Genomic DNA, 18,547 nt, shown 5'->3' on the forward strand with positions numbered 1-18,547 from the left:
GAGCGGGACCCCCCGGGGGCGTCGGCTCGTCGGCGCGGCCCGGTCACCCAGGCCCAACGCGAGATGTTCCTTGCCGTCGGCGAGCCCCGTGAAGGTGAACACGCGCGCGGTTGTCGCGTATCCGTCGGGGAACCGGAGCGGAACGGTGACCTGCTTGCGGACGGTGGCGAGGGGCAGTTCGTCGAACATTGATCTCCTCTGTCAGCCGGTGCCGGAGCGCACCGGCAGCGGTACCGGCGCCTGCACACGGATCTTCCGAACGACCAGGACCGCGGCGCCGGGCAGGCTCGCGACGAGCACCAGCGCCCCGTACACCATGGCCGTGGCAACGCCCTGGTCGGCGGTGAGCCCCGCGGCGCCGAACGCCCACGCGGCCACCCCCTCCCGGGGACCGAACCCGGCGACGTTGGCCGGCACGCCCATCGCGAGCAGCGCCAGCAGCGTCAGCGGGATGAGCCGGGACAGCGGCGCCGTCGCGCCGGCGGTACGCGCCGCCACCACGAACGTCGCCAGGTGGCAGCCGACCACCACGGCCGAGGCGATCAGCACGCCGGCCCACGTGCCGCGGGACAGCAGCCCCTTGCGCACGTCGGAGACGGCGGTGCGCATCGCGCGGGCCCGGCGGGACGGCCCGGTGCGGGGCAGCGCCCACGCGACGAGCACGACCGCGAGCCCCACGGCCACCACGACCGCGGTCGCCACCGGCAGGTACCTGCGCACCGGCGACGGGAACGCGAACAGGATCACCACCGCCATGGCGACCTGCACGACCTGCCCGGCGGTGCGCTCCCACACGACCGCGCGGATCCCGCGGCCCACGTCGCCCTCCTCGCGCCCGTGGCGCACGGCGCGGTCGACGTCGCCGACCACCCCGCCGGGCAGCGTGGAGTTGAGGAACACCGAGCGGTAGCAGCTGGCGATGGCGGTGCCGAGCGGCAGCCGCACCCCGAGCCCACCGGAGACCAGGCTCCACCGCCACGCGCAGCAGACCGTCGTCAACGCCCCGATCGCGAGCGACATCCCGACCGCCCAGCCGTCGATGAGCCGCACCCCGTCGAGGAACGGCCCCGAGCCGAGCCGCGCGAGCAGGAACACGAGGATCCCCACACCGGCGACGATCCGAACCCAGGCCCAAAAGCTCTGAGGCAATTTCACCCGCTGCACTTCGGGCCTCCCTCCAAGAACACCGTCCTGGGCAAGTACGCACCGCAGAGGTAGCGGGTTCATTACGCTCCGGTGCCGCCGACCGGGATCAGTCCCAGACGACGAGCAGATCGACGTGGCCCACCGTCACCCGGAGGTCGCCGGCGGCGTTCTCGGCGAGTCTGCGGGCCGCGTACGCCTCGACCGGGCCGGCCAGCTCCGGTCGTTGCTCGCACGCGGCACCGAGCCACCCCTTGAACCACTCGGCGATGAGGTCTGCCTGGTCGGCACCGAGGGTCCACGGGGTGGACCGCTCGACTACCCGGGCTCCCCGGTAGGTAAACGCATCGATCGTCAACTTCGCGGCGTCGGGCCCGACCAGGCTGCGGCCGTGGGCCGTGCGCCGCTGGTGGGCGTTGAACGCGGCCATGATCTCCGCGTCCAGCGGGTCGGCCGGGGTGAGCCGCACGTCGCCGATCACGGACAGCGTGAACAGAACCGGACAGCGCACGCCGGCGCAGGCGTCGACGACGCGCGCGACCTCCGCGCCGGTGAACATGTCCAGCAGCGCGGACGCGGTGATCAGGTCCGCGTCGCCCAGGTCCGCGGCGGTCAGCCGGGTGATGTCGGTATTGCGGGTGGTGACCTTCGCCTCGGGGGCCACCCGGGCCTGCGCCAGGGCCAGCAGGTCGTCGTCCCGGTCGTACAGGATCCAGTGCTGCGGGGCGTCGAGGCGCGGGGCGAGCCAGCGGCCCATCGCGCCCGTTCCGGTGCCCAGGTCGTGGACGGTCACCGTGCTCCGGCCGCGGAGGCGTTCGCGCACCTCGTCGGCCAATTCGGTCGAACGGGCGGACGCGTCGGCGGCCTCGCGCAGGGCGAGCCAGTCGGCGAAGGTCAGCATGTGGCGAGGGCCCTTCCCACGAGTGCGGCGGTGACGTGCCAGCCGGTGAGGGTGTCTCGGCGGCCGGCGGCGGAACGCCGCAACCGGTCGCGCAGGTCGGTGTCCGTCAGCCACTGCCGCAGCGCGCGGGAGAGGGCGGCGGGGTCGTCGGGGGGAACGAGCAGGCCCGGTGTGCTGCCGTCGGGTGCCGTGCCGAGCGCCTCGGGGAGGCCGTTCGTCTCGGCGGCGAGCACGGGGATGCCGCGGCTCAGCGCCTCGGTGACCACCATCCCGTAGGTCTCGCCGCGGGAGGGCAGCACGAACAGGTCGGCGGCGGCGTACGCGGCGTCCAGGTCCGGGCCGGTGCGGGCGCCCACGAAGCGGAGCCGCTCCGCGCTCAGGCCGTTCTTCAGCGCGCGGAACCGCACCCGCGCGGCGAAGTCCGCATCGCGCACCACGGAACCGACGCAGGTGCACTCCCAGGGCAGTTCGCGCGTGTCGAGCAGCGCCTCCACCAGCAGGTCGTGCCCCTTGTGCGGGGCGACGGCGGCCACGCACAGCAGCCGTTCGCCCGTCGCCGAGAACGCGTTCAGCGGCGCCGGGTCGACGCCGGGCGCGGCCGCGTGCACCCCGCTAGCCGGCAGGCCGTAGCGGGCGAGCAGAGCGCGGCGGGTCCACTCGCTGGTGGCGATCACCGTGGCGGCGGCGGCGAGCGCGCGGGCCTCGGCGGCGGAGTCGTGCGGCAGGTGCACCAGGATCGCCGTGCGCAGGCGGTGGGCGTGCTTCTCGAACAGCTCCGGCACGACCGACGCGATCAGGCCGTCGACCAGCACCGGCGCGCCGTCCGGAAAGCCGTCGAAGATCGCCGCGAGGTCGTCGCGTTCGGCGTCCGACGGGGTCGGCCAGGCGCCGTGCGCCGCGTGCTCGCGGACGCTCCAGCCCAGGTCCGCGAGGCCGTCCAGGACCCGCCGGTCGTAGTGGTTCCCGCCGCTGGGCGCCGTCGGGTCGTCGATGTCGTTCGGGAGGACGGCCTCCACCACAGTCATATGGAACGCTCGTAGCTCGCCCACGCCACGTGCGACTCGTGCAGGGTCACCTTGATCCCGGTGAGCGCGCGGGCGCCGGCGCCGAGCGCGCCGGCGTGGATCCGTTCGACCAGCAGGTCGGCGACGGTGCGCGCGAGCACCTCCGTGGTCGTGTTGACCCCCGCGAACGCCGGCTCGTCGTCCAGGTTCTTGTAGCTGAACCGGCCCATGATCGCCTTGAGCTCGGTGCTCGCCGCCCCGATGTCGACGACGACGCCGTCGGCGTCCAGTTCCTCCCGCCGGAACTCGGCGTCCACGACGAACGTCGCACCGTGCAGCGCCTGCGCCGGCCCGAACATCTCCCCCCGGAAGCTGTGCGCGATCATCATGTGGTCACGGACGGTCACTGTGAACAAGACTTACTCCCTGCCGTAGCGGATCACGTGGCACATCGCCGGCAGCGTCCCGGCCGCCAGCCCTTCCAACACCCGGGGCAGTTCGTCGAAGGACGACTCCCCGGTGAGGAGTACGTCGAAAACCGGATCCCGGAGCAGTTCCAGGGAAAGAGCGAGACGTTCGGCATAGTCGCGGTCGGGTCGCGCCACCGTGCCGACCTGGCTCGCCTTGATCGTCAGCCGCCCCGAGTGGAACGCCCCACCGAGCCCGAGCCGCACCTCCCGGTCGCCGTACCAGCTCAGTTCCAGCACGGTGTGGCCGGGCGAGACCAGTTCCATCGAACGCTGGAGACCGGCCGCGGTCGCGGAGGCGTGCACGACCAGGTCGCGCCCGGCGGAGGCCCGGTCCGGACGGGCGAAGGCCACGCCGAGCGCCTCGGCGACCTCCCCGCGGGACGGCTCGGTGTCGACCAACTCCACCCGCACCCCGGGGAACCGCGCCAGCAGCGCCGCGACGCTGCAGCCCACCATGCCGGCCCCGACCACCGTGACCCGGTCGCCGATCAGCGGCCGCGCGTCCCAGAGCGCGTTGACGGCGGTCTCCACCGTGCCCGCGAGCACCGCCCGCCGCGCCGGCACACCCGCCGGCAGGGGCGTGACCGCCGCAACCGGAACGGTATAGCCGGTCTGGTGCGGGTACAGACAGAAGATGTCCCTTCCCACCAGCTCCGGCGGCCCCTCCTCGACCACGCCCACACTCAGGTAGCCGTACTTGACCGGCCCTGGAAAATCGCCCTCTTGGAACGGTGCGCGCATGATCCCGAACTGGCTCTCCGGTACCTCGCCGCGGAAGACGAGCGTCTCGGTACCCCGGCTGACCCCACTGAACAGGGTGCGCACGCGCACCTCGTCCGGCCCCGGCGCGGCGACGGCCGCCGGCCGGAGCACACCCTCGCCGGGGGAGTCGAGCCAGAAGGCGAACTCCTCTCGCATCACGGCCCTTCCTCGCGGCTTTCCGGCCTCGCCCGGATGTGACGTCCCGGGGAGCGAACCGAATCGCTGTGGCTCACGTGTACCTAGTCAGGGTCGCGATCATAGCCACGGAGGCACGGTGCCAAACGTTCGAACTGGTCCGGTTAAGGGACTGCTCGCACAGCTCGCCCTGCTCATGGGCCTGTCCGCGACGGTCGGACTCGGCGTGGCCGGGTGGAGCGCCGGCGTCCTGTACGGAGTGATGATCAGTGCGCTCCTTACCTACGGGATGCGCGCCACCGGCACCGACGCGCTCGGCCCGGCCGACGGCGTCACCTACGGGCGCGCCGTCCTCATCGGCGGCGTCGTCGCCCTCACCGCCGACTCGTTCAGCCGGGAGACGCCCGTCGCCGTCCTCGTCGTGCTGACCGCCGTCGCCCTCGCCCTCGACTGGGTCGACGGTCAGGTCGCCCGGCGCACCGGCACCTCGTCGGTGCTCGGTGCCCGGTTCGACATGGAGGTCGACGCCTTCCTGCTGCTCGTGCTCGGCATCTACCTCACCCCGACGCTCGGCGCCTGGGTGCTCGCGATCGGGCTCATGCGGTACGCGTTCGTGGCCGCGTCGTGGGTGCTGCCGTGGCTGCGCTGGCCCCTGCCGCAGCGGTACTGGGCGAAGGTCGCCGCCGCCGTGCAGGGCATCGCGCTGTGCGTGGCCGCCTCCGGCGCACTCTCCTACGCGCTGAACGTCCTCGTCGTCGCCGCCGCGCTCGGGCTGCTCATCGAGTCGTTCGGGACGCACGTCCTGCGGCTGTGGAAGATGCGCACCATCGTCGTGCCGGTCGAGTTCACCCGCGAGGGCGCCGAGCTGCGCGACGCCGTCACGACGGGCGCATCCCGGTGAACGCCCGAGCGAGCGAGCGCATAGCGCGGCGGAGCCGTGGTGCGGAGCCGTGCGCTGAGCGGGAGACACTGATGGTCTCGCCGACATCGGTACAGGAGCCGGTGTCCGTACGAGACCTGGGGAGAAATGCGGTGGACCGGTTCGAGGCGGTGCTGTTCGACGCGGGCGACACGCTGATCCGGCTCTGTGGCAGCGGCGAGAAGTTGCTGCACCGCGCCGCCGCGCAGCTCGGCGCCGCCCCGCTCGACCCGGCGGAGGTGAGCGCCGTCTGGCGCGGCGTGCTCGAGCGCAGCAGCACCGCCGAGGAACTCGCCAAGGGGCGCGACCTGTCGAGCGACCGCCATCACGAGGTGTGGACCGCCCTCTACGAGACCGCCGGCTGCGAACGCCTCGCGCCCGGCCTCAGCGAGGCGCTGTACCGGCTCACCGTCGCCGCCGAGTCGTGGGAGGCGTTCCCCGACGCGCGGCCGGTGCTGGAAACCCTGCGCGAACGGGGACTGCGCGTGGGGATCGTCTCCGACACCGGCTTCGACCTGCGGCCGGCGCTCGACCGGCTGGGGCTGTCGCCGTTCGTCGAGGTGACCGTCATGTCGTACGAGCACGGGGTGTGCAAGCCGGCGGTGAAGCCCTTCCTGTCCGCCTGCGACCGGTTGGGCGTCGCGCCGGAGAAGACGCTGATGGTGGGCGACAACCCGCTCACCGACTCCGGCGCCGTGGATGCCGGAATGTACGTGTTCCTGCTGCCGCGTCCGCGGCGCACCGGCCCGCGCGGGCTGGAGCACGTGCTGTCCCTCATCTGATTTCTGTTCGAACGGAGCAACGACGTGTCCCGCTTGGCCGAGACCGTCCGCCGGGAGGAAGTCGACCCGGCGGCGGGGCGGGAAGAAGCCGCACCACGTTCCCGAGTGATCCTGCGCCGCACCCTCACCGTGCTGGCCGGGCTTCTCGTCATCGCCGCCCTCGTGGCGCCCAACCAGCTGAGCCGCCTGTCGATCGTGTCGTTCCTGCGGCTGCCGCTGGAGATCCTCTTCGGGCTCGGCGTCATCCTGGTCGCCCGGCCCCGCGCGCGGACCTGGGTGGCGCTGCTCTCCGGCGTCTTCGTCGGGCTGCTGCTCATCGTGAAGCTGCTCGACATGGGGTTCTACTCGTCCCTGTCGCGCTCGTTCGACCTGGTGCTCGACTGGATCCTGCTGCCGTCCGCGCTCGGCGTGGTGAGCAGTTCCTTCGGCACGGGCGGCGCGGCGGCCGCCGTCGCGGTGGTCGTTCTGCTCGTCGTCGCCGTCCTGGCGCTGATGATCCTGTCGGTGCGCCGCGTCGCGAACGCCGCCGCCCGGCACGAGACGCTGGGCTTCCGGGTCCTCGTCGGGCTGGCCGTCGTCTGGGTCGTGACGGCCGCGATCGGGATCCTGCCGGCCGACTACACGGCGACGGCGATGGTGGCCGACCGGGCCAAGCAGGTGCAGTTGGGGCTGCGCGACCAGGAGGCGTTCGCGACGGAGGCGGCGGTCGACGCGTTCCGGGACACGCCCGGCTCCGAGATGCTCACCGCGCTGCGCGGCAAGGACGTCCTGTTCGCGTTCGTGGAGAGCTACGGCCGCAGCGCCCTGGAGAACCCGTACTACGTGGACGAGGTGACGAAGGTTCTCGACGAGGGGAACACCCGCCTGCAGGCCGTCGGCTACCACTCCCGCAGCGGCTGGCTCACCTCACCGACGGCCGGCGGCGGCAGCTGGCTCGCGCACGCCACCCTGCTCTCCGGGCTGTGGATCAACAACAACCAGCGGCACCGCAGCCTGCTCGCCACGAGCCGGCTCACCATCAACAGCGCGTTCAAGCGGGCGGGCTGCCGCACCGTCGGGTACATGCCGGCGATCGACCGGGCCTGGCCGGAGGGGCAGTTCTTCGGCTACGACCACGTGTACGACTCGCGGAACATGGGCTACAAGGGGCCCAAGTTCAGCTATGCGCCGCAGCCCGACCAGTACACGCTGGCGCAGTTCCAGAAAAATGACCGGGAGGCGGCCGGGCGCGGCCCGCTCATGGGCGAGGTGGCGCTGGTCTCCAGCCACGTGCCGTGGACGCCGCTGCCGAAGCTGATCCCGTGGGACCAGGTCGGCGACGGCTCGATCTACCACCAGGCGCGCGAGGGCGACCCGGCGGACGAGGTCTGGACCAGCCTCGACCGGGTGCGCGAGATGTACCGCAAGTCGATCGAGTACTCGCTGGGCGCGCTGATCTCCTACGTGGAGACGTACGGCGGCGACAACCTGGTGCTCGTCTTCCTGGGGGACCACCAGCCGTCGTCGGTGATCACCGGCGAGAACGTCAGCCGCGACGTGCCGATCACGATCGTCGCCAAGGATCCCGCCGTCCTGGAGCGGGTGAACGGCTGGGGCTGGCGCGACGGCCTGAAGCCCGGCCCGGAGTCCGCCGTCTGGCCGATGAACGAGTTCCGCGACCGCTTCTTCACCGCCATGGGCCCGAAGCACTAGCCCGGCACAGCAACTAGCCCCGGGCGCTGGACTCGCGCACGACCAGTTCGGGCTGGAACTCCACGTGCCGGTGCACGTGTGCCTCGCCCTCGGAGATCTCCTGCAGCAGCAGGTCGGCGGCGGTGCGCCCGAGCTGCTCGCGCGGCTGCCGCACGGAGGAGAGCGGCACGGCGGCCGCGGCCGCGAACGTGATGTCGTCGTAGCCGACGAGCGCGATGTCGTGCGGTACCCGCACCCCGCGGGCCGTCATCTCCTGGAGCACGCCCAGCGCGAGGAGGTCGTTGGCGCAGAAGACGGCCGTGGGGCGGCGTTCGTCGCTCAGCTCGGCGATCTGCGCCGCGGCGCGACGGCCGTCGGTCACGGTCAGGTGCGGGGTGCGCACCACGGTCAGCTTCGCCTTGCCGCGCACGGCCGCCGCGACGCCGGTGTGGCGTTCGGCCACCTGGGGGATGCTCTCCGGCCCGCCCACGAACGCGATCCGCGCGTGCCCGCTCGCCACGAGGTGCTCGCCCGCCAGCCGTCCGCCCATGGCGTCGTCGACGGTGACCCGGCAGCCGTTGGTCCAGTCGGCGCCGCGGTCCACGAGCACGACCGGCGTGCCGCGCTCGACCAGGCGCTCGATGCGTTCGCCCGGGCGCGCCTCGACCGGCGTGATCAGTACGCCGCGCACCCGCTGCTCCTCCAACTGGTCGAGGTGGCGCAGTTGGCGGTCCTCGCTGTCGCCGCTGTTGCACACGACCACCATGAGGTCGTTCTCCGTGACGGCGTCCTCGACACCGGTCACCACGTCGGTGAAGAACGGGTTGGTGACGTCCAGGACGACGACGGCGATCTGACGGCTGCGGCCGGCGCGCAGCTGGCGGGCCGAATCGTTGCGCACGTAGCCGAGCGCCGAGATGGCGGCGAGGACCCGTTCGCGGGTGTCGGCGGCGACGGTGTGCGGCCGGTTGAGCACGTTGCTGACGGTCCCGATGGAGACTCCCGCCTGCCGTGCGACCTCTTTGATGCTCGTGCTCGCCATCGGCCCCTCTTGAACGTCTGAACTCGCGAAGTGGCTTCGCACCGTAACGTCACCGGCTGCCGAACGAAACCTCGCGGAAACCCTTGACGTGGTCGAGGCCACATCCGTACGGTCACTCTACCGTTCCGATGAAACGTTTCAAGAGCTATCTCTGACAGGGAGGGTGCGGTGTCCACAGCCCTGCTCGGCCTCGACGGCGTGAGCAAGTCCTACGGCGCGGTCGCCGCGCTGCGGGACGTCCGGCTGGAGCTGCGGGCCGGTGAGGCACACGCCCTCGTCGGCGAGAACGGGGCCGGCAAGTCCACCCTGGTGAAGATCCTCGCCGGGGTGCACCAACCGGACACCGGCGTCCTGACGTTCGACGGGAAGCCGCTGGTGCTGGGCAACCCGGCCGACGCGCGGGCCGCCGGCATAGCGGTCATCTACCAGGAGCCGACGCTCTTTCCCGACCTCACCGTGGCGGAGAACATCTTCATGGGCCGCCAGCCCCGTCGCAGCCTCGGCCGCATCGACCACGCCGCCGTGCGGGCGCGCACCAGGGATCTGTTCGACCGGCTGGGGGTCGCGCTCGACCCGGACCGGCCGGCGCGCGGGCTCTCCATCGCCGACCAGCAGCTGGTGGAGATCGCGAAGGCGCTGTCGTTCGACGCGCGGGTGCTGGTAATGGACGAGCCGACGGCCGCTCTTTCCGGGGTGGAGGTGGAGCGGCTGTTCGGCGTCGCCCGGTCGCTGCGGGACAGCGGTGCCGCGGTGCTGTTCATCTCCCACCGGTTCGACGAGATCTTTGCCCTCTGCCAGACGATCACCGTGCTGCGCGACGGGCAGTGGGTGTCCACGGACGCCGCCGCCGACCTGACCGTCGACCGGGTGGTCCGCAGGATGGTCGGCCGCGAGGTCTCCTCGCTCTTTCCCAAGCAGGACACGAAGGTCCGCGACGTGCGCCTCGACGTGCGCGGGCTGTCGCTGGCCGGCTGGTTCCAGGACGTCTCCTTCACCGTGCGCGGCGGCGAGATCGTCGCGCTCGCCGGGCTCGTCGGCGCCGGCCGCAGCGAGGTGGTCCGGGCGATCTTCGGGATCGACCGCTACGACGCGGGCGAGGTCCACGTCGACGGCCGCCGGCTGCGCGCGGGGGACACCGACGCCGCCATCGCGGCCGGGCTCGCACTCGTCCCCGAGGACCGTCGCCAGCAGGGACTGGTGATGGAGCTTTCGGTCGAACGGAACCAGACGCTGCCGCGCCGCTGGAAACTCAGCACGGCCGGGCTGCTGACCGGCAAGGCCGAACGGGCGGCCGCGCGCACCTGGTCCGAACGCCTCCAGGTCAAGACGTCCAGCCTGCGCGCCCCCGTCTCGACGCTCTCCGGCGGCAACCAGCAGAAGGTCGTCCTCGCCAAGTGGCTCGCCACCGAGCCCGGCGTGCTGATCGTCGACGAACCCACCCGGGGCATCGACGTCGGCACCAAGGCCGAGGTGCACCGGCTGCTCTCCGCGCTGGCCGCCGACGGGGTGGCCGTCCTGATGGTCTCGTCCGAACTGCCGGAGGTGCTCGGCATGGCCGACCGCGTGCTGGTGATGCACGAGGGCCGGCTGACGGCCGACATCCCGCGCGCCTCCGCCGACGAGGAGTCGGTGATGCAGGCCGCGACGGGAGTCGGTAGATGACCCGGGTCCAGCGGCAGGTCATTTTGAGCAAGTTGGGCGTCTTCCGCGAGTTGGGCATCCTCGCCGCGCTGGTGGTGCTGATCGCGGTGACCGCGCTCAGCAACTCGCGCTTCCTCTCCGCGCAGAGCGTGAAGGACCTGCTGCTCGGTTCGACCGTCCTGGCGCTGCTCGCCGTCGGGCAGACCATCGTCGTCATCACCCGCAACGTCGACCTGTCGGTCGGGTCGGTGCTCGGGCTGTCGGCGTTCGCCACGGCGACGCTGCTCTCCGGCGACAGCGGCCTGCCGGTGCCGGTCGTGGCCGTCGTCGGTGTGCTGATCGGCGCGGTGTGCGGGCTGGTCAACGGCACGCTCATCGCCGCGGCGCGGGTGCCGGCGCTGGTCGTCACGCTCGGCACCATGTACGTGTTCCGCGGGATCGACTACACGTGGGCCACCGGCAAGCAGATCAACGCCGCCGACATGCCGACCGGCTTCCTCAAGCTGGGGACGGCGACGGTGCTCGGGGTGCCGGTGCTGACGATGTTCGCGGTCGTCGTGCTGGTGATCGCGGCGTACTACCTCGCCTCCTACCGCGGCGGGCGCGAACTGTACGCGATCGGCTCCGAACCCGACGCCGCGCGGCTGTCCGGCATCCCGGTGGGGAAGCGGGTCACGGCGGCGTTCGTGGCGAGCGGGGCCCTCGCCGGACTGGCCGGCGTGCTGCACTCCGCGCGCTTCGGCACCGTCGACGCCAACGCCGGCCTCGGCCTGGAGCTGAACGTCGTCGCGGCCGTCGTCGTCGGCGGGGTCGCCATCTTCGGCGGCAGCGGCTCGGTGTACGGCGCCGCGCTCGGGGCCGTCCTGCTCACCACCATCGGCAGCGCGCTGCCGGTGCTCGGCATCAACCCGTTCTGGCAGCGGGCCGCCGTGGGCGCACTCATCATCGCCGCCATCAGCCTCGACCGGGCGCTCGTGGTGCGGCTGTCCAAGGCCCTGCGGGCGAGGAGGAACCGTGGCTGAGCGCATCCGCCGGGCAGCCGGCAGCTGGGACTTTCTCGTTCTCGTGGCGCTGGTGCTCGTCGTCGTCATCGGAGCGGTCTCGATCGAGGGGGTGGCGAGCCCGCGCTTCTGGCGGTTCGTGATCCTGGAGGCGATCCCGATCGCCGTCATCGCCCTGCCGCTGACGCTGCTCATCATCACCGGCGAGATCGACCTGTCGGTGGCGAGCGTGCTCGGGCTCAGTTGCACCGTCATGGGCAAGCTGTGGGCCTCCGGGGTGCACTCACTGCCGGTGCTGGTGCTCGTGTGCCTGGCGCTGGGGGTGCTCTGTGGGGCCGTCAACGGCCTGTTCGTGACCCGGTTCGGGTTGCCGTCGCTGGCCGTCACGATCGGCACGCTGGCGCTCTACCGGGGACTGGCGTACGTGACGCTCGGGGACAAGGCGATCGCCGACTACCCGACGTCGTGGACGGACGGTGCCGTCGCACCGATCCCGGGACTCACCATCCCGTGGATGATCATCGTGGTGGCCGTGCTGGCGATCCTGTTCGCGGTCGTGCTGCACGCCACGCCGGTCGGCCGTGGGCTCTACGCGATCGGCAACAACGACGAGGCCAGCCGGTTCGCCGGGGTCGCCGTCGGGAAGACGAAGTTCTGGCTGTTCGTGGCGACCGGCGCGATGTCGGCCCTCGCGGGCATCTTCTGGACCCTGCGCTTCGCCAGCGCCCGCGCCGACAACGGCAACGGGCTGGAACTGGCCGTCATCGCGGCCGTTCTCCTCGGCGGGGTCTCGATCTTCGGTGGACGCGGCGGGCTGCTCGGAGTCGTCGGCGCCGTCGTCCTCCTCGGAGTGCTGCGCAACGCACTGCAACTGGCCGACGTGCCGGCGAACGCGCTGACGATCGTCACCGGGAGCCTGCTCATCGCCTCCGTCGTCGGACCCAACGCGGTCGCCATCGCCCGTGCGCGGCTGCGTCGACGACGCCCCACCACCTCCATCCCCACCACCCCTTAAGGAACCCGCAATGCGAATGCGTTCCATCGCGATCGGCGCACTGTCCGCCCTGTTACTGGTCTCCACCGCCGCGTGTGCCGAGGACGGCGACGACGGCACCGGCTCCGGCACCGGAGAGGGCGGCATCAAGACCGGCCTGAAGGTGGCGTTCCTGCCGAAGCAGGTCAACAACCCGTACTTCAACACCGCCGACAACAAGGGCGGCAAGGAAGCCGTCACCGAGTTCAAGGGCGTGTACAGCGAGACCGGGCCGTCCGAGGCGAGCCCGTCCGCGCAGGTCTCCTACATCAACACGCTCTCCCAGCAGGGCACCGACGTCATCGTCGTCTCGGCGAACGACAAGGACGCCATCTGCGGCGCGCTGAAGGAGGCCCGGCAGGCCGGCGCCAAGATCGTCACGTTCGACTCGGACACCACGCCGGGCTGCCGCGACATCTTCGTCAACCAGGCCACGGCGGAGGGCATCGCGAAGAACCAGATCAAGCTCATCTCGGAGGCGGTCGGGCCGGAGGGCGGCGAGATCGCGATCCTCTCCGCGACGGCCAACGCCACCAACCAGAACGCCTGGATCACGCTCATGAAGACCGAGCTGGCCAAGCCGGAGAACAGCAAGCTGAAGCTGGTCGACACGGTCTACGGCGACGACGACGACCAGAAGTCGTTCCAGGAGGCGCAGGGGCTGCTCGCCAAGCACCCCAACCTGAAGGGCATCATCTCGCCCACCACGGTCGGCGTGGCGGCGGCCGCCCGGTACCTCTCCGGTTCCTCGTTCAAGGGCAAGGTGCAGCTGACCGGCCTCGGCACGCCGAACCAGATGAAGGCGTACGTCAACGACGGCACGGTGAAGTCGTTCGCGCTGTGGAACCCGGCCGACCTCGGCTACCTGGCCGCGTGGGCGGGTGCCGCACTGGCCTCCGGCAAGATCACCGGCAAGCAGGGCGAGAAGTTCACCGCCGGCAAGCTCGGCGAGTACACGATCGGCGCCGACGGCGTGGTGGTCCTCGGCGACCCGTACGTGTTCACCAAGGACAACGTCGCGAACTTCGACTTCTAGTCGCTTCACATCTGCTCGCTCTAGAAGCAACGGAGGTTGGCGTGCGCCGGATCTGCTTCACGCTCCAGGTCAAGCCGGACCGGCTCGACGAGTACCGGCGCCGCCACACCGCCGTCTGGCCCGACATGCTCGATGCGCTGCGCGCCGCCGGGTGGCACGACTACTCGCTCTTCCTGCGCGCGGACGGGCTGCTGGTCGGCTACCTCCTCGCGGAGGACTTCGCGGCGGCGCGGGCGGCGATGGACACCACCGAGGTCAATTCGCGGTGGCAGGCCGAGATGGCCGACTTCTTCGTCGACGGGCGGCCGGACCACCACATGCACGTGCTGGACGAGGTGTTCCATCTTGGGGAGGGACCAGCGTGAACATCACCGATGCCCTGAAGCGGCAACGGATCGAGACGCCGTCGTGGGCGTACGCCAACTCGGGCACGCGGTTCAAGGTGTTCCCGCAGGAGGGGGTGCCGCGCGACCCGTACGAGAAGATCGACGACGCGGCGCAGGTGCACAAGTACACGGGGATCGCGCCGACGGTCGCCCTGCACATCCCGTGGGACAGGGTCGAGGACTACGCCGATCTGGCGGCGTACGCCGGGGAACGGGGCGTGGCGCTCGGCGCCGTCAACTCCAACGTGTTCCAGGACAACGACTACAAGCTGGGCAGCGTCACCAACCCCGACGCCGGCGTGCGCCGCAAGGCGACCGATCACCTGCTCGAGTGCGTGGACATCATGGACCGCACCGGTTCGCGGGACCTGAAGCTCTGGTTCTCCGACGGCACGAACTACCCGGGCCAGGACGACATCCGCACCCGGCAGGACCGCCTCGCGGCGGCTCTTCGCGAGGTGTACGACCGGCTCGGCGACGACCAGCGCATGCTGCTCGAGTACAAGCTGTTCGAGCCGGCGTTCTACACGACCGACGTGCCCGACTGGGGAACGGCCTACGCGCACTGCCTCGAACTCGGCCCCAAGGCGCAGGTGGTCATCGACACCGGCCATCACGCGCCGGGCACCAACATCGAGTTCATCGTGGCGTTCCTGCTGCGGGCCGGGAAGCTCGGCGCGTTCGACTTCAACAGCCGCTTCTACGCCGACGACGACCTGATGGTGGGCGCGGCCGACCCGTTCCAGCTGTTCCGCATCATGTACGAGATCGTGCGCGGGGACGCGTTGCGGCCGGAGGCCGGGATCGCGTTCATGCTCGACCAGTGCCACAACATCGAGGCGAAGATCCCGGCGATCATCCGCTCGGTGCTGAACGTGCAGGAGGCGACCGCGAAGGCGCTGCTGGTCGACCGCGACGCGTTGCGTGCCGCGCAGGACAGCGGCGACGTGCTGAGCGCGAACGCCGTCCTCATGGACGCGTACAACACCGACGTGCGGCCGATGCTCGCGGACCTGCGCACGGAACTGGGACTCGACCCCGACCCGGTGGCCGCGTACCACCGTTCGGGCTACTTCGACCGGATCCGCACCGAGCGGGTCGGTGGCGAGCAAGCGGGATGGGGAGCATAGGCGCGTGTCCACTGTGGATGATCTGATCGCCCGTTCGAACCGGCTGGGCGCGGACCCGACGACCACGAACTACGCCGGCGGCAACACGTCGGCGAAGGGCGTGCAGACCGACCCGGTGACGAACACCGACGTGGAACTGTTGTGGGTCAAGGGATCCGGCGGCGACCTCGGCACACTGCGGCCGGCCGGACTGGCCGTGCTGCGGCTGGACCGGATGCGCGCACTCGTGGACGTCTACCCGGGGGCGGAACGCGAGGACGAGATGGTCCCGCTGTTCGACTACTGCCTGCACGGGCGGGGCGGTGCCGCGCCGTCGATCGACACGGCCATGCACGGGCTGGTCGACGCGGCCCACGTGGACCACCTGCACCCCGACGCGGGGATCGCGATCGCCGCCGCCGCCGACGGGCCGGCGCTCACCAAGGAGATGTTCGGGGACCGCGTGCTGTGGGTCCCGTGGCGGCGTCCCGGGTTCCAACTGGGGCTCGACATCGCGGCCGTGCACCGGGCGAACCCGCAGGCGATCGGCGTCATCCTGGGCGGCCACGGGATCACCGCGTGGGGCGCCACGAGCGAGGAGTGCGAGGCGAACTCGCGGGAGATCATCGCGACGGCGGCGCGCTACATCGCCGACAAGGGAAGGCCGGAGCCCTTCGGGGCGCTGCGGCATCCGCCGCTACCCGACGAAGCCCGCCGCGAAAGGGCCGCCGCGCTCTTCCCCGTGCTGCGCGGGCTCGCGTCCACGGACCGGCCGCAGGTCGGCCACTACACCGACAGCGACGTGGTGCTGGACTTCGTCGGCCGCGAACGGCTCGCGCCGCTGGCCGCCCTCGGCACCTCGTGCCCGGATCACTTCCTGCGCACCAAGGTCCGCCCGATGGTGCTCGACCTCCCGCCGGACGCGCCGCTTGCGTCCACTGTGGAGCGACTGAGGGAGCTGCACGAGGAGTACCGCGCGGAGTACCAGGCCTACTACGACCGCCATTCCGACGAGGACAGCCCGGCGATCCGTGGGGCCGACCCGGCCATCGTGCTCGTGCCCGGCGTGGGCATGTTCAGCTTCGGCGCCGACAAGCAGACCGCCCGGGTGGCGGGGGAGTTCTACGTCAACGCCATCAACGTCATGCGCGGCGCGGAGGCCGTCTCGACCTACGCGCCGATCGACGAGGCGGAGAAGTTCCGGATCGAGTACTGGGCGCTGGAGGAGGCGAAGCTGCGGCGCATGCCGAAGCCGAAGCCGCTGGCGACCCGGGTCGCGTTCGTCACCGGCGGCGGGTCCGGGATCGGGCGGGCCATCGCGCTGCGGCTCGCCGCCGAGGGGGCCTGCGTCGTGGTGGCCGACCGGGATGCCGACGCGGCGTCCACTGTGGCCGGTGAGATCGGTGGGACCGACGCGGCCGTCGCGGTGACCGTGGACGTCACCGACGCGTCGGCGATCGTGCGGGCCGTCGCCGCGGCGGTGCTGGCGTTCGGCGGCGTCGACCTGGTCGTCAACAACGCCGGGCTGTCGCTGTCGCGCTCGCTGCTGGAGACCACCGAACGGGACTGGGACATCCAGCACGACGTGATGGCGAAGGGGTCGTTCCTCGTCGCGCGGGAGGCGGCCCGGGTGCTGATCCCGCAGGGGATGGGCGGCGACATCGTCTACATCTCCAGCAAGAACAGCATCTTCGCCGGTCCGAACAACGTCGCCTACGGCGCCGCCAAGGCGGATCAGGCCCACCAGGTCCGCCTGCTCGCCGCCGAGCTCGGCGGTCACGGCATCCGGGTGAACGGCATCAACCCCGACGGCGTCGTCCGCGGCTCCGGCATCTTCGCCGGCGGCTGGGGCGCGCAGCGGGCCGCGGTCTACGGCGTTCCCGAGGAGGAACTCGGCGCCTACTACGCCCAGCGCACGCTGCTCAAGCGGGAGGTGCTCCCCGAGCACGTGGCGAACGCCGTCTTCGCGCTCACCGGCGGCGACCTGACCCACACGACCGGGCTGCACGTGCCGGTGGACGCCGGCGTGGCAGCCGCCTTCCTGCGATAGGTTCCTCCGATGAGCCGGCAGAAGATCATCGCGGCGGTCGACCTCGGTGCGTCCTCGGGGCGCGTCATGGTCGGCCGCGTCGGCGCCGACCGGCTCGAACTGAGCGAGGCGCACCGGTTCGCCAACGAGCCGGTGCGCGTCGGCGACACGCTGCACTGGGACGTCCTCGGCCTGTACCGGGGCGTCCTCGCCGGGCTGCGCGCCGCCGGGCCGGTCGACAGCATCGGCATCGACTCGTGGGCCGTCGACCACGGGCTGATCGACGACAGCGGCGCACTCGTGGGCAATCCCGTGCACTACCGCGACGCGCGCACCGCCACGGTGCTGCCGGAGCTGACCCAGCGGCTCGGCGCCGAACGCCTCTTCCGCACCACCGGGCTGCAGCAGCAGCCGTTCAACACGCTGTACCAGTTGGTGGCCGCGTCACGGACCCCGTCGTTCGCCGTCGCGCGGACGATGCTGCTGATGCCGGACCTCTTCGCCTACTGGCTCACCGGCGAGACCGGCGCCGAGTACACGAACGCCACCACGACCCAGCTGTTCGACTGCGGGTACCAGGACTGGGCGTGGGACCTCATCGCCGACGCCGGCCTCCCGGCTTCGCTCTTCCCGCCGATCAGGAAGCCCGGGGACGTCATCGGCCCGGCGCGCGACCTGCCCGGCCGGCCGAACGTCGTCGCCGTCGGCTCGCACGACACCGCGTCGGCGGTCGTCGGCGTTCCCGCGCGGGGCGGCGACTTCGCCTACATCTCGTGCGGCACCTGGTCCCTCGTCGGCCTCGAACTCGACGGGCCGGTGCTGACCGCCGAGGCGCGGCGGGCGAACTTCACCAACGAGGGCGGCGTCGACGGCACGATCCGCTTCCTGCGCAACGTCATGGGGCTGTGGCCGTTGCAGGAGTGCATGCGCGCGTGGGCGACCGACGACATCGTGGGGCTGCTGAGAGCCGCCGCGCAGGAGCCCGCGCTGCGCTCGGTCGTGGACCTCGACGACCCGGTCTTCCTGCCGCCCGGCGACATGCCCGCCCGCATCGCCGAGGCGTGCCGCCGCGCGGGGGAGCCGGTTCCGGACAGTCACGCCGCGTTCACACGATGCGTCCTCGACAGCCTCGCCCTCGCCCACCACCGCGCGATCGACCGGGCCCGGCACCTCACCGGCGCTCCCGTCGAGGTCGTGCACATCGTCGGCGGCGGCGCCCGCAACGAACTGCTCTGCCAGCTCACCGCCGATGCCTGCGGGCTGCCCGTGCTGGCCGGCCCGGTCGAGGCGACCGCCCTCGGCAACGTGCTCGTGCAGGCGCGGGCCGCGGGTGTGATCCAGGGCGACCTGTCGCACTTGAGATCACTTTTGCGGCAGACTCAGGCTGTCACGACCTACCGGCCGGCCGGGGACGGGAAGGCGTGGCGCAACGCCGAGGAGCGATTGTGAGCGAGTGCAGAGCGCGGCGCCTGGACCGGAGCGT

General features: G+C 71.6%; 17 protein-coding genes and 2 pseudogenes. 11 read left to right on the top strand and 8 right to left on the bottom strand.

Annotation, left to right across the window (positions count from 1 at the left end):
- The 6 genes and pseudogenes from Val02_RS45895 to Val02_RS45920 all read right to left on the bottom strand — a co-directional run.
- Window positions 1–189, bottom strand: a pseudogene (locus Val02_RS45895) (GTP cyclohydrolase); the annotation flags it as partial.
- 12 nt (window positions 190–201) lie between these two features.
- A complete protein-coding gene (locus Val02_RS45900) occupies window positions 202–1,164 on the bottom strand; it encodes a lysylphosphatidylglycerol synthase transmembrane domain-containing protein (protein ID WP_239153843.1) in 963 nt (320 codons plus the stop codon).
- Between the two features lie 88 nt (window positions 1,165–1,252).
- On the bottom strand, window positions 1,253–2,044 hold the full coding sequence (locus tag Val02_RS45905) for a class I SAM-dependent methyltransferase (protein ID WP_203905692.1): 792 nt from the start codon (window positions 2,042–2,044) through the stop codon (window positions 1,253–1,255).
- Window positions 2,038–3,069 carry a glycosyltransferase family 4 protein gene (locus Val02_RS45910; protein ID WP_203905693.1) on the bottom strand — a complete coding sequence of 344 codons (1,032 nt, stop codon included), beginning with the start codon at window positions 3,067–3,069 and terminating at the stop codon, window positions 2,038–2,040. Before Val02_RS45910 ends, Val02_RS45905 begins: the two co-directional genes overlap by 7 nt.
- Window positions 3,066–3,464 carry a 6-pyruvoyl trahydropterin synthase family protein gene (locus tag Val02_RS45915; RefSeq protein WP_203905694.1) on the bottom strand — a complete coding sequence of 133 codons (399 nt, stop codon included), beginning with the start codon at window positions 3,462–3,464 and terminating at the stop codon, window positions 3,066–3,068. The genes Val02_RS45910 and Val02_RS45915 overlap by 4 nt, the downstream gene beginning before the upstream one ends.
- A 3-nt stretch (window positions 3,465–3,467) precedes the next feature.
- Window positions 3,468–4,436 (bottom strand): zinc-dependent alcohol dehydrogenase, encoded by a 969-nt coding sequence (locus Val02_RS45920; protein ID WP_203905702.1) that lies wholly within the window; start codon window positions 4,434–4,436, stop codon window positions 3,468–3,470.
- Window positions 4,437–4,554: 118 nt separating this feature from the next.
- Here Val02_RS45920 and Val02_RS45925 point away from each other — a divergent pair, with 118 nt between their 5' ends.
- The 3 genes from Val02_RS45925 to Val02_RS45935 all read left to right on the top strand — a co-directional run bounded on the left by Val02_RS45925 (window position 4,555) and on the right by Val02_RS45935 (window position 7,808).
- On the top strand, window positions 4,555–5,316 hold the full coding sequence (locus Val02_RS45925; RefSeq protein WP_203905695.1) for a CDP-alcohol phosphatidyltransferase family protein: 762 nt from the start codon (window positions 4,555–4,557) through the stop codon (window positions 5,314–5,316).
- A gap of 131 nt (window positions 5,317–5,447) precedes the next feature.
- Entirely contained in the window at window positions 5,448–6,116 is a 669-nt protein-coding gene (locus tag Val02_RS45930) for an HAD family hydrolase (RefSeq protein WP_203905696.1), read from the top strand.
- Between the two features lie 24 nt (window positions 6,117–6,140).
- A complete protein-coding gene (locus Val02_RS45935) occupies window positions 6,141–7,808 on the top strand; it encodes an alkaline phosphatase family protein (protein ID WP_239153844.1) in 1,668 nt (555 codons plus the stop codon).
- A 13-nt stretch (window positions 7,809–7,821) separates the two neighbouring features.
- Here the strand turns inward: Val02_RS45935 and Val02_RS45940 are convergent, their stop codons facing one another.
- Both Val02_RS45940 and Val02_RS48860 read right to left on the bottom strand, forming a co-directional pair.
- A complete protein-coding gene (locus tag Val02_RS45940) occupies window positions 7,822–8,688 on the bottom strand; it encodes a substrate-binding domain-containing protein (RefSeq protein WP_373318070.1) in 867 nt (288 codons plus the stop codon).
- A gap of 3 nt (window positions 8,689–8,691) precedes the next feature.
- Window positions 8,692–8,829 (bottom strand): annotated as a pseudogene (locus Val02_RS48860) (LacI family DNA-binding transcriptional regulator); the annotation flags it as partial.
- Between the two features lie 168 nt (window positions 8,830–8,997).
- On the opposite strand from Val02_RS48860, the gene Val02_RS45945 reads away from it, so the two are divergent.
- The 8 genes from Val02_RS45945 to Val02_RS45980 are packed head-to-tail and all read left to right on the top strand — an operon-like array spanning window position 8,998 to window position 18,513.
- Window positions 8,998–10,491, top strand: a complete 1,494-nt coding sequence (locus Val02_RS45945; RefSeq protein WP_239153845.1) for a sugar ABC transporter ATP-binding protein — start codon at window positions 8,998–9,000, stop codon at window positions 10,489–10,491.
- Window positions 10,488–11,492, top strand: coding sequence for an ABC transporter permease (locus Val02_RS45950; RefSeq protein WP_203905698.1), 1,005 nt, complete (start codon window positions 10,488–10,490; stop codon window positions 11,490–11,492). The genes Val02_RS45945 and Val02_RS45950 overlap by 4 nt, the downstream gene beginning before the upstream one ends.
- Window positions 11,485–12,486: an ABC transporter permease gene (locus Val02_RS45955; RefSeq protein ID WP_239153846.1), complete on the top strand. Its 1,002-nt coding sequence runs from the start codon at window positions 11,485–11,487 to the stop codon at window positions 12,484–12,486. Before Val02_RS45950 ends, Val02_RS45955 begins: the two co-directional genes overlap by 8 nt.
- A 10-nt stretch (window positions 12,487–12,496) precedes the next feature.
- Entirely contained in the window at window positions 12,497–13,540 is a 1,044-nt protein-coding gene (gene rhaS, locus Val02_RS45960; protein ID WP_203905699.1) for a rhamnose ABC transporter substrate-binding protein, read from the top strand.
- 41 nt (window positions 13,541–13,581) lie between these two features.
- Window positions 13,582–13,905 carry an L-rhamnose mutarotase gene (locus tag Val02_RS45965; RefSeq protein WP_203905700.1) on the top strand — a complete coding sequence of 108 codons (324 nt, stop codon included), beginning with the start codon at window positions 13,582–13,584 and terminating at the stop codon, window positions 13,903–13,905.
- The gene (gene rhaI, locus Val02_RS45970) at window positions 13,902–15,056 is read left to right on the top strand and encodes an L-rhamnose isomerase (RefSeq protein ID WP_239153847.1); all 1,155 of its coding nucleotides are present in this window, start codon (window positions 13,902–13,904) and stop codon (window positions 15,054–15,056) included. The genes Val02_RS45965 and rhaI overlap by 4 nt, the downstream gene beginning before the upstream one ends.
- Window positions 15,057–15,060: 4 nt before the next feature.
- A complete protein-coding gene (locus Val02_RS45975; RefSeq protein ID WP_239153848.1) occupies window positions 15,061–17,085 on the top strand; it encodes a bifunctional aldolase/short-chain dehydrogenase in 2,025 nt (674 codons plus the stop codon).
- 9 nt (window positions 17,086–17,094) lie between these two features.
- Complete coding sequence (locus Val02_RS45980; protein ID WP_203905701.1) at window positions 17,095–18,513, top strand: rhamnulokinase; 1,419 nt, start codon at window positions 17,095–17,097, stop codon at window positions 18,511–18,513.
- The last annotated feature ends 34 nt before the right edge of the window (window positions 18,514–18,547 follow it).

Origin of the sequence: Virgisporangium aliadipatigenens (genome assembly GCF_016863615.1) — a bacterium.
Lineage (GTDB): Bacteria > Actinomycetota > Actinomycetes > Mycobacteriales > Micromonosporaceae > Virgisporangium > Virgisporangium aliadipatigenens.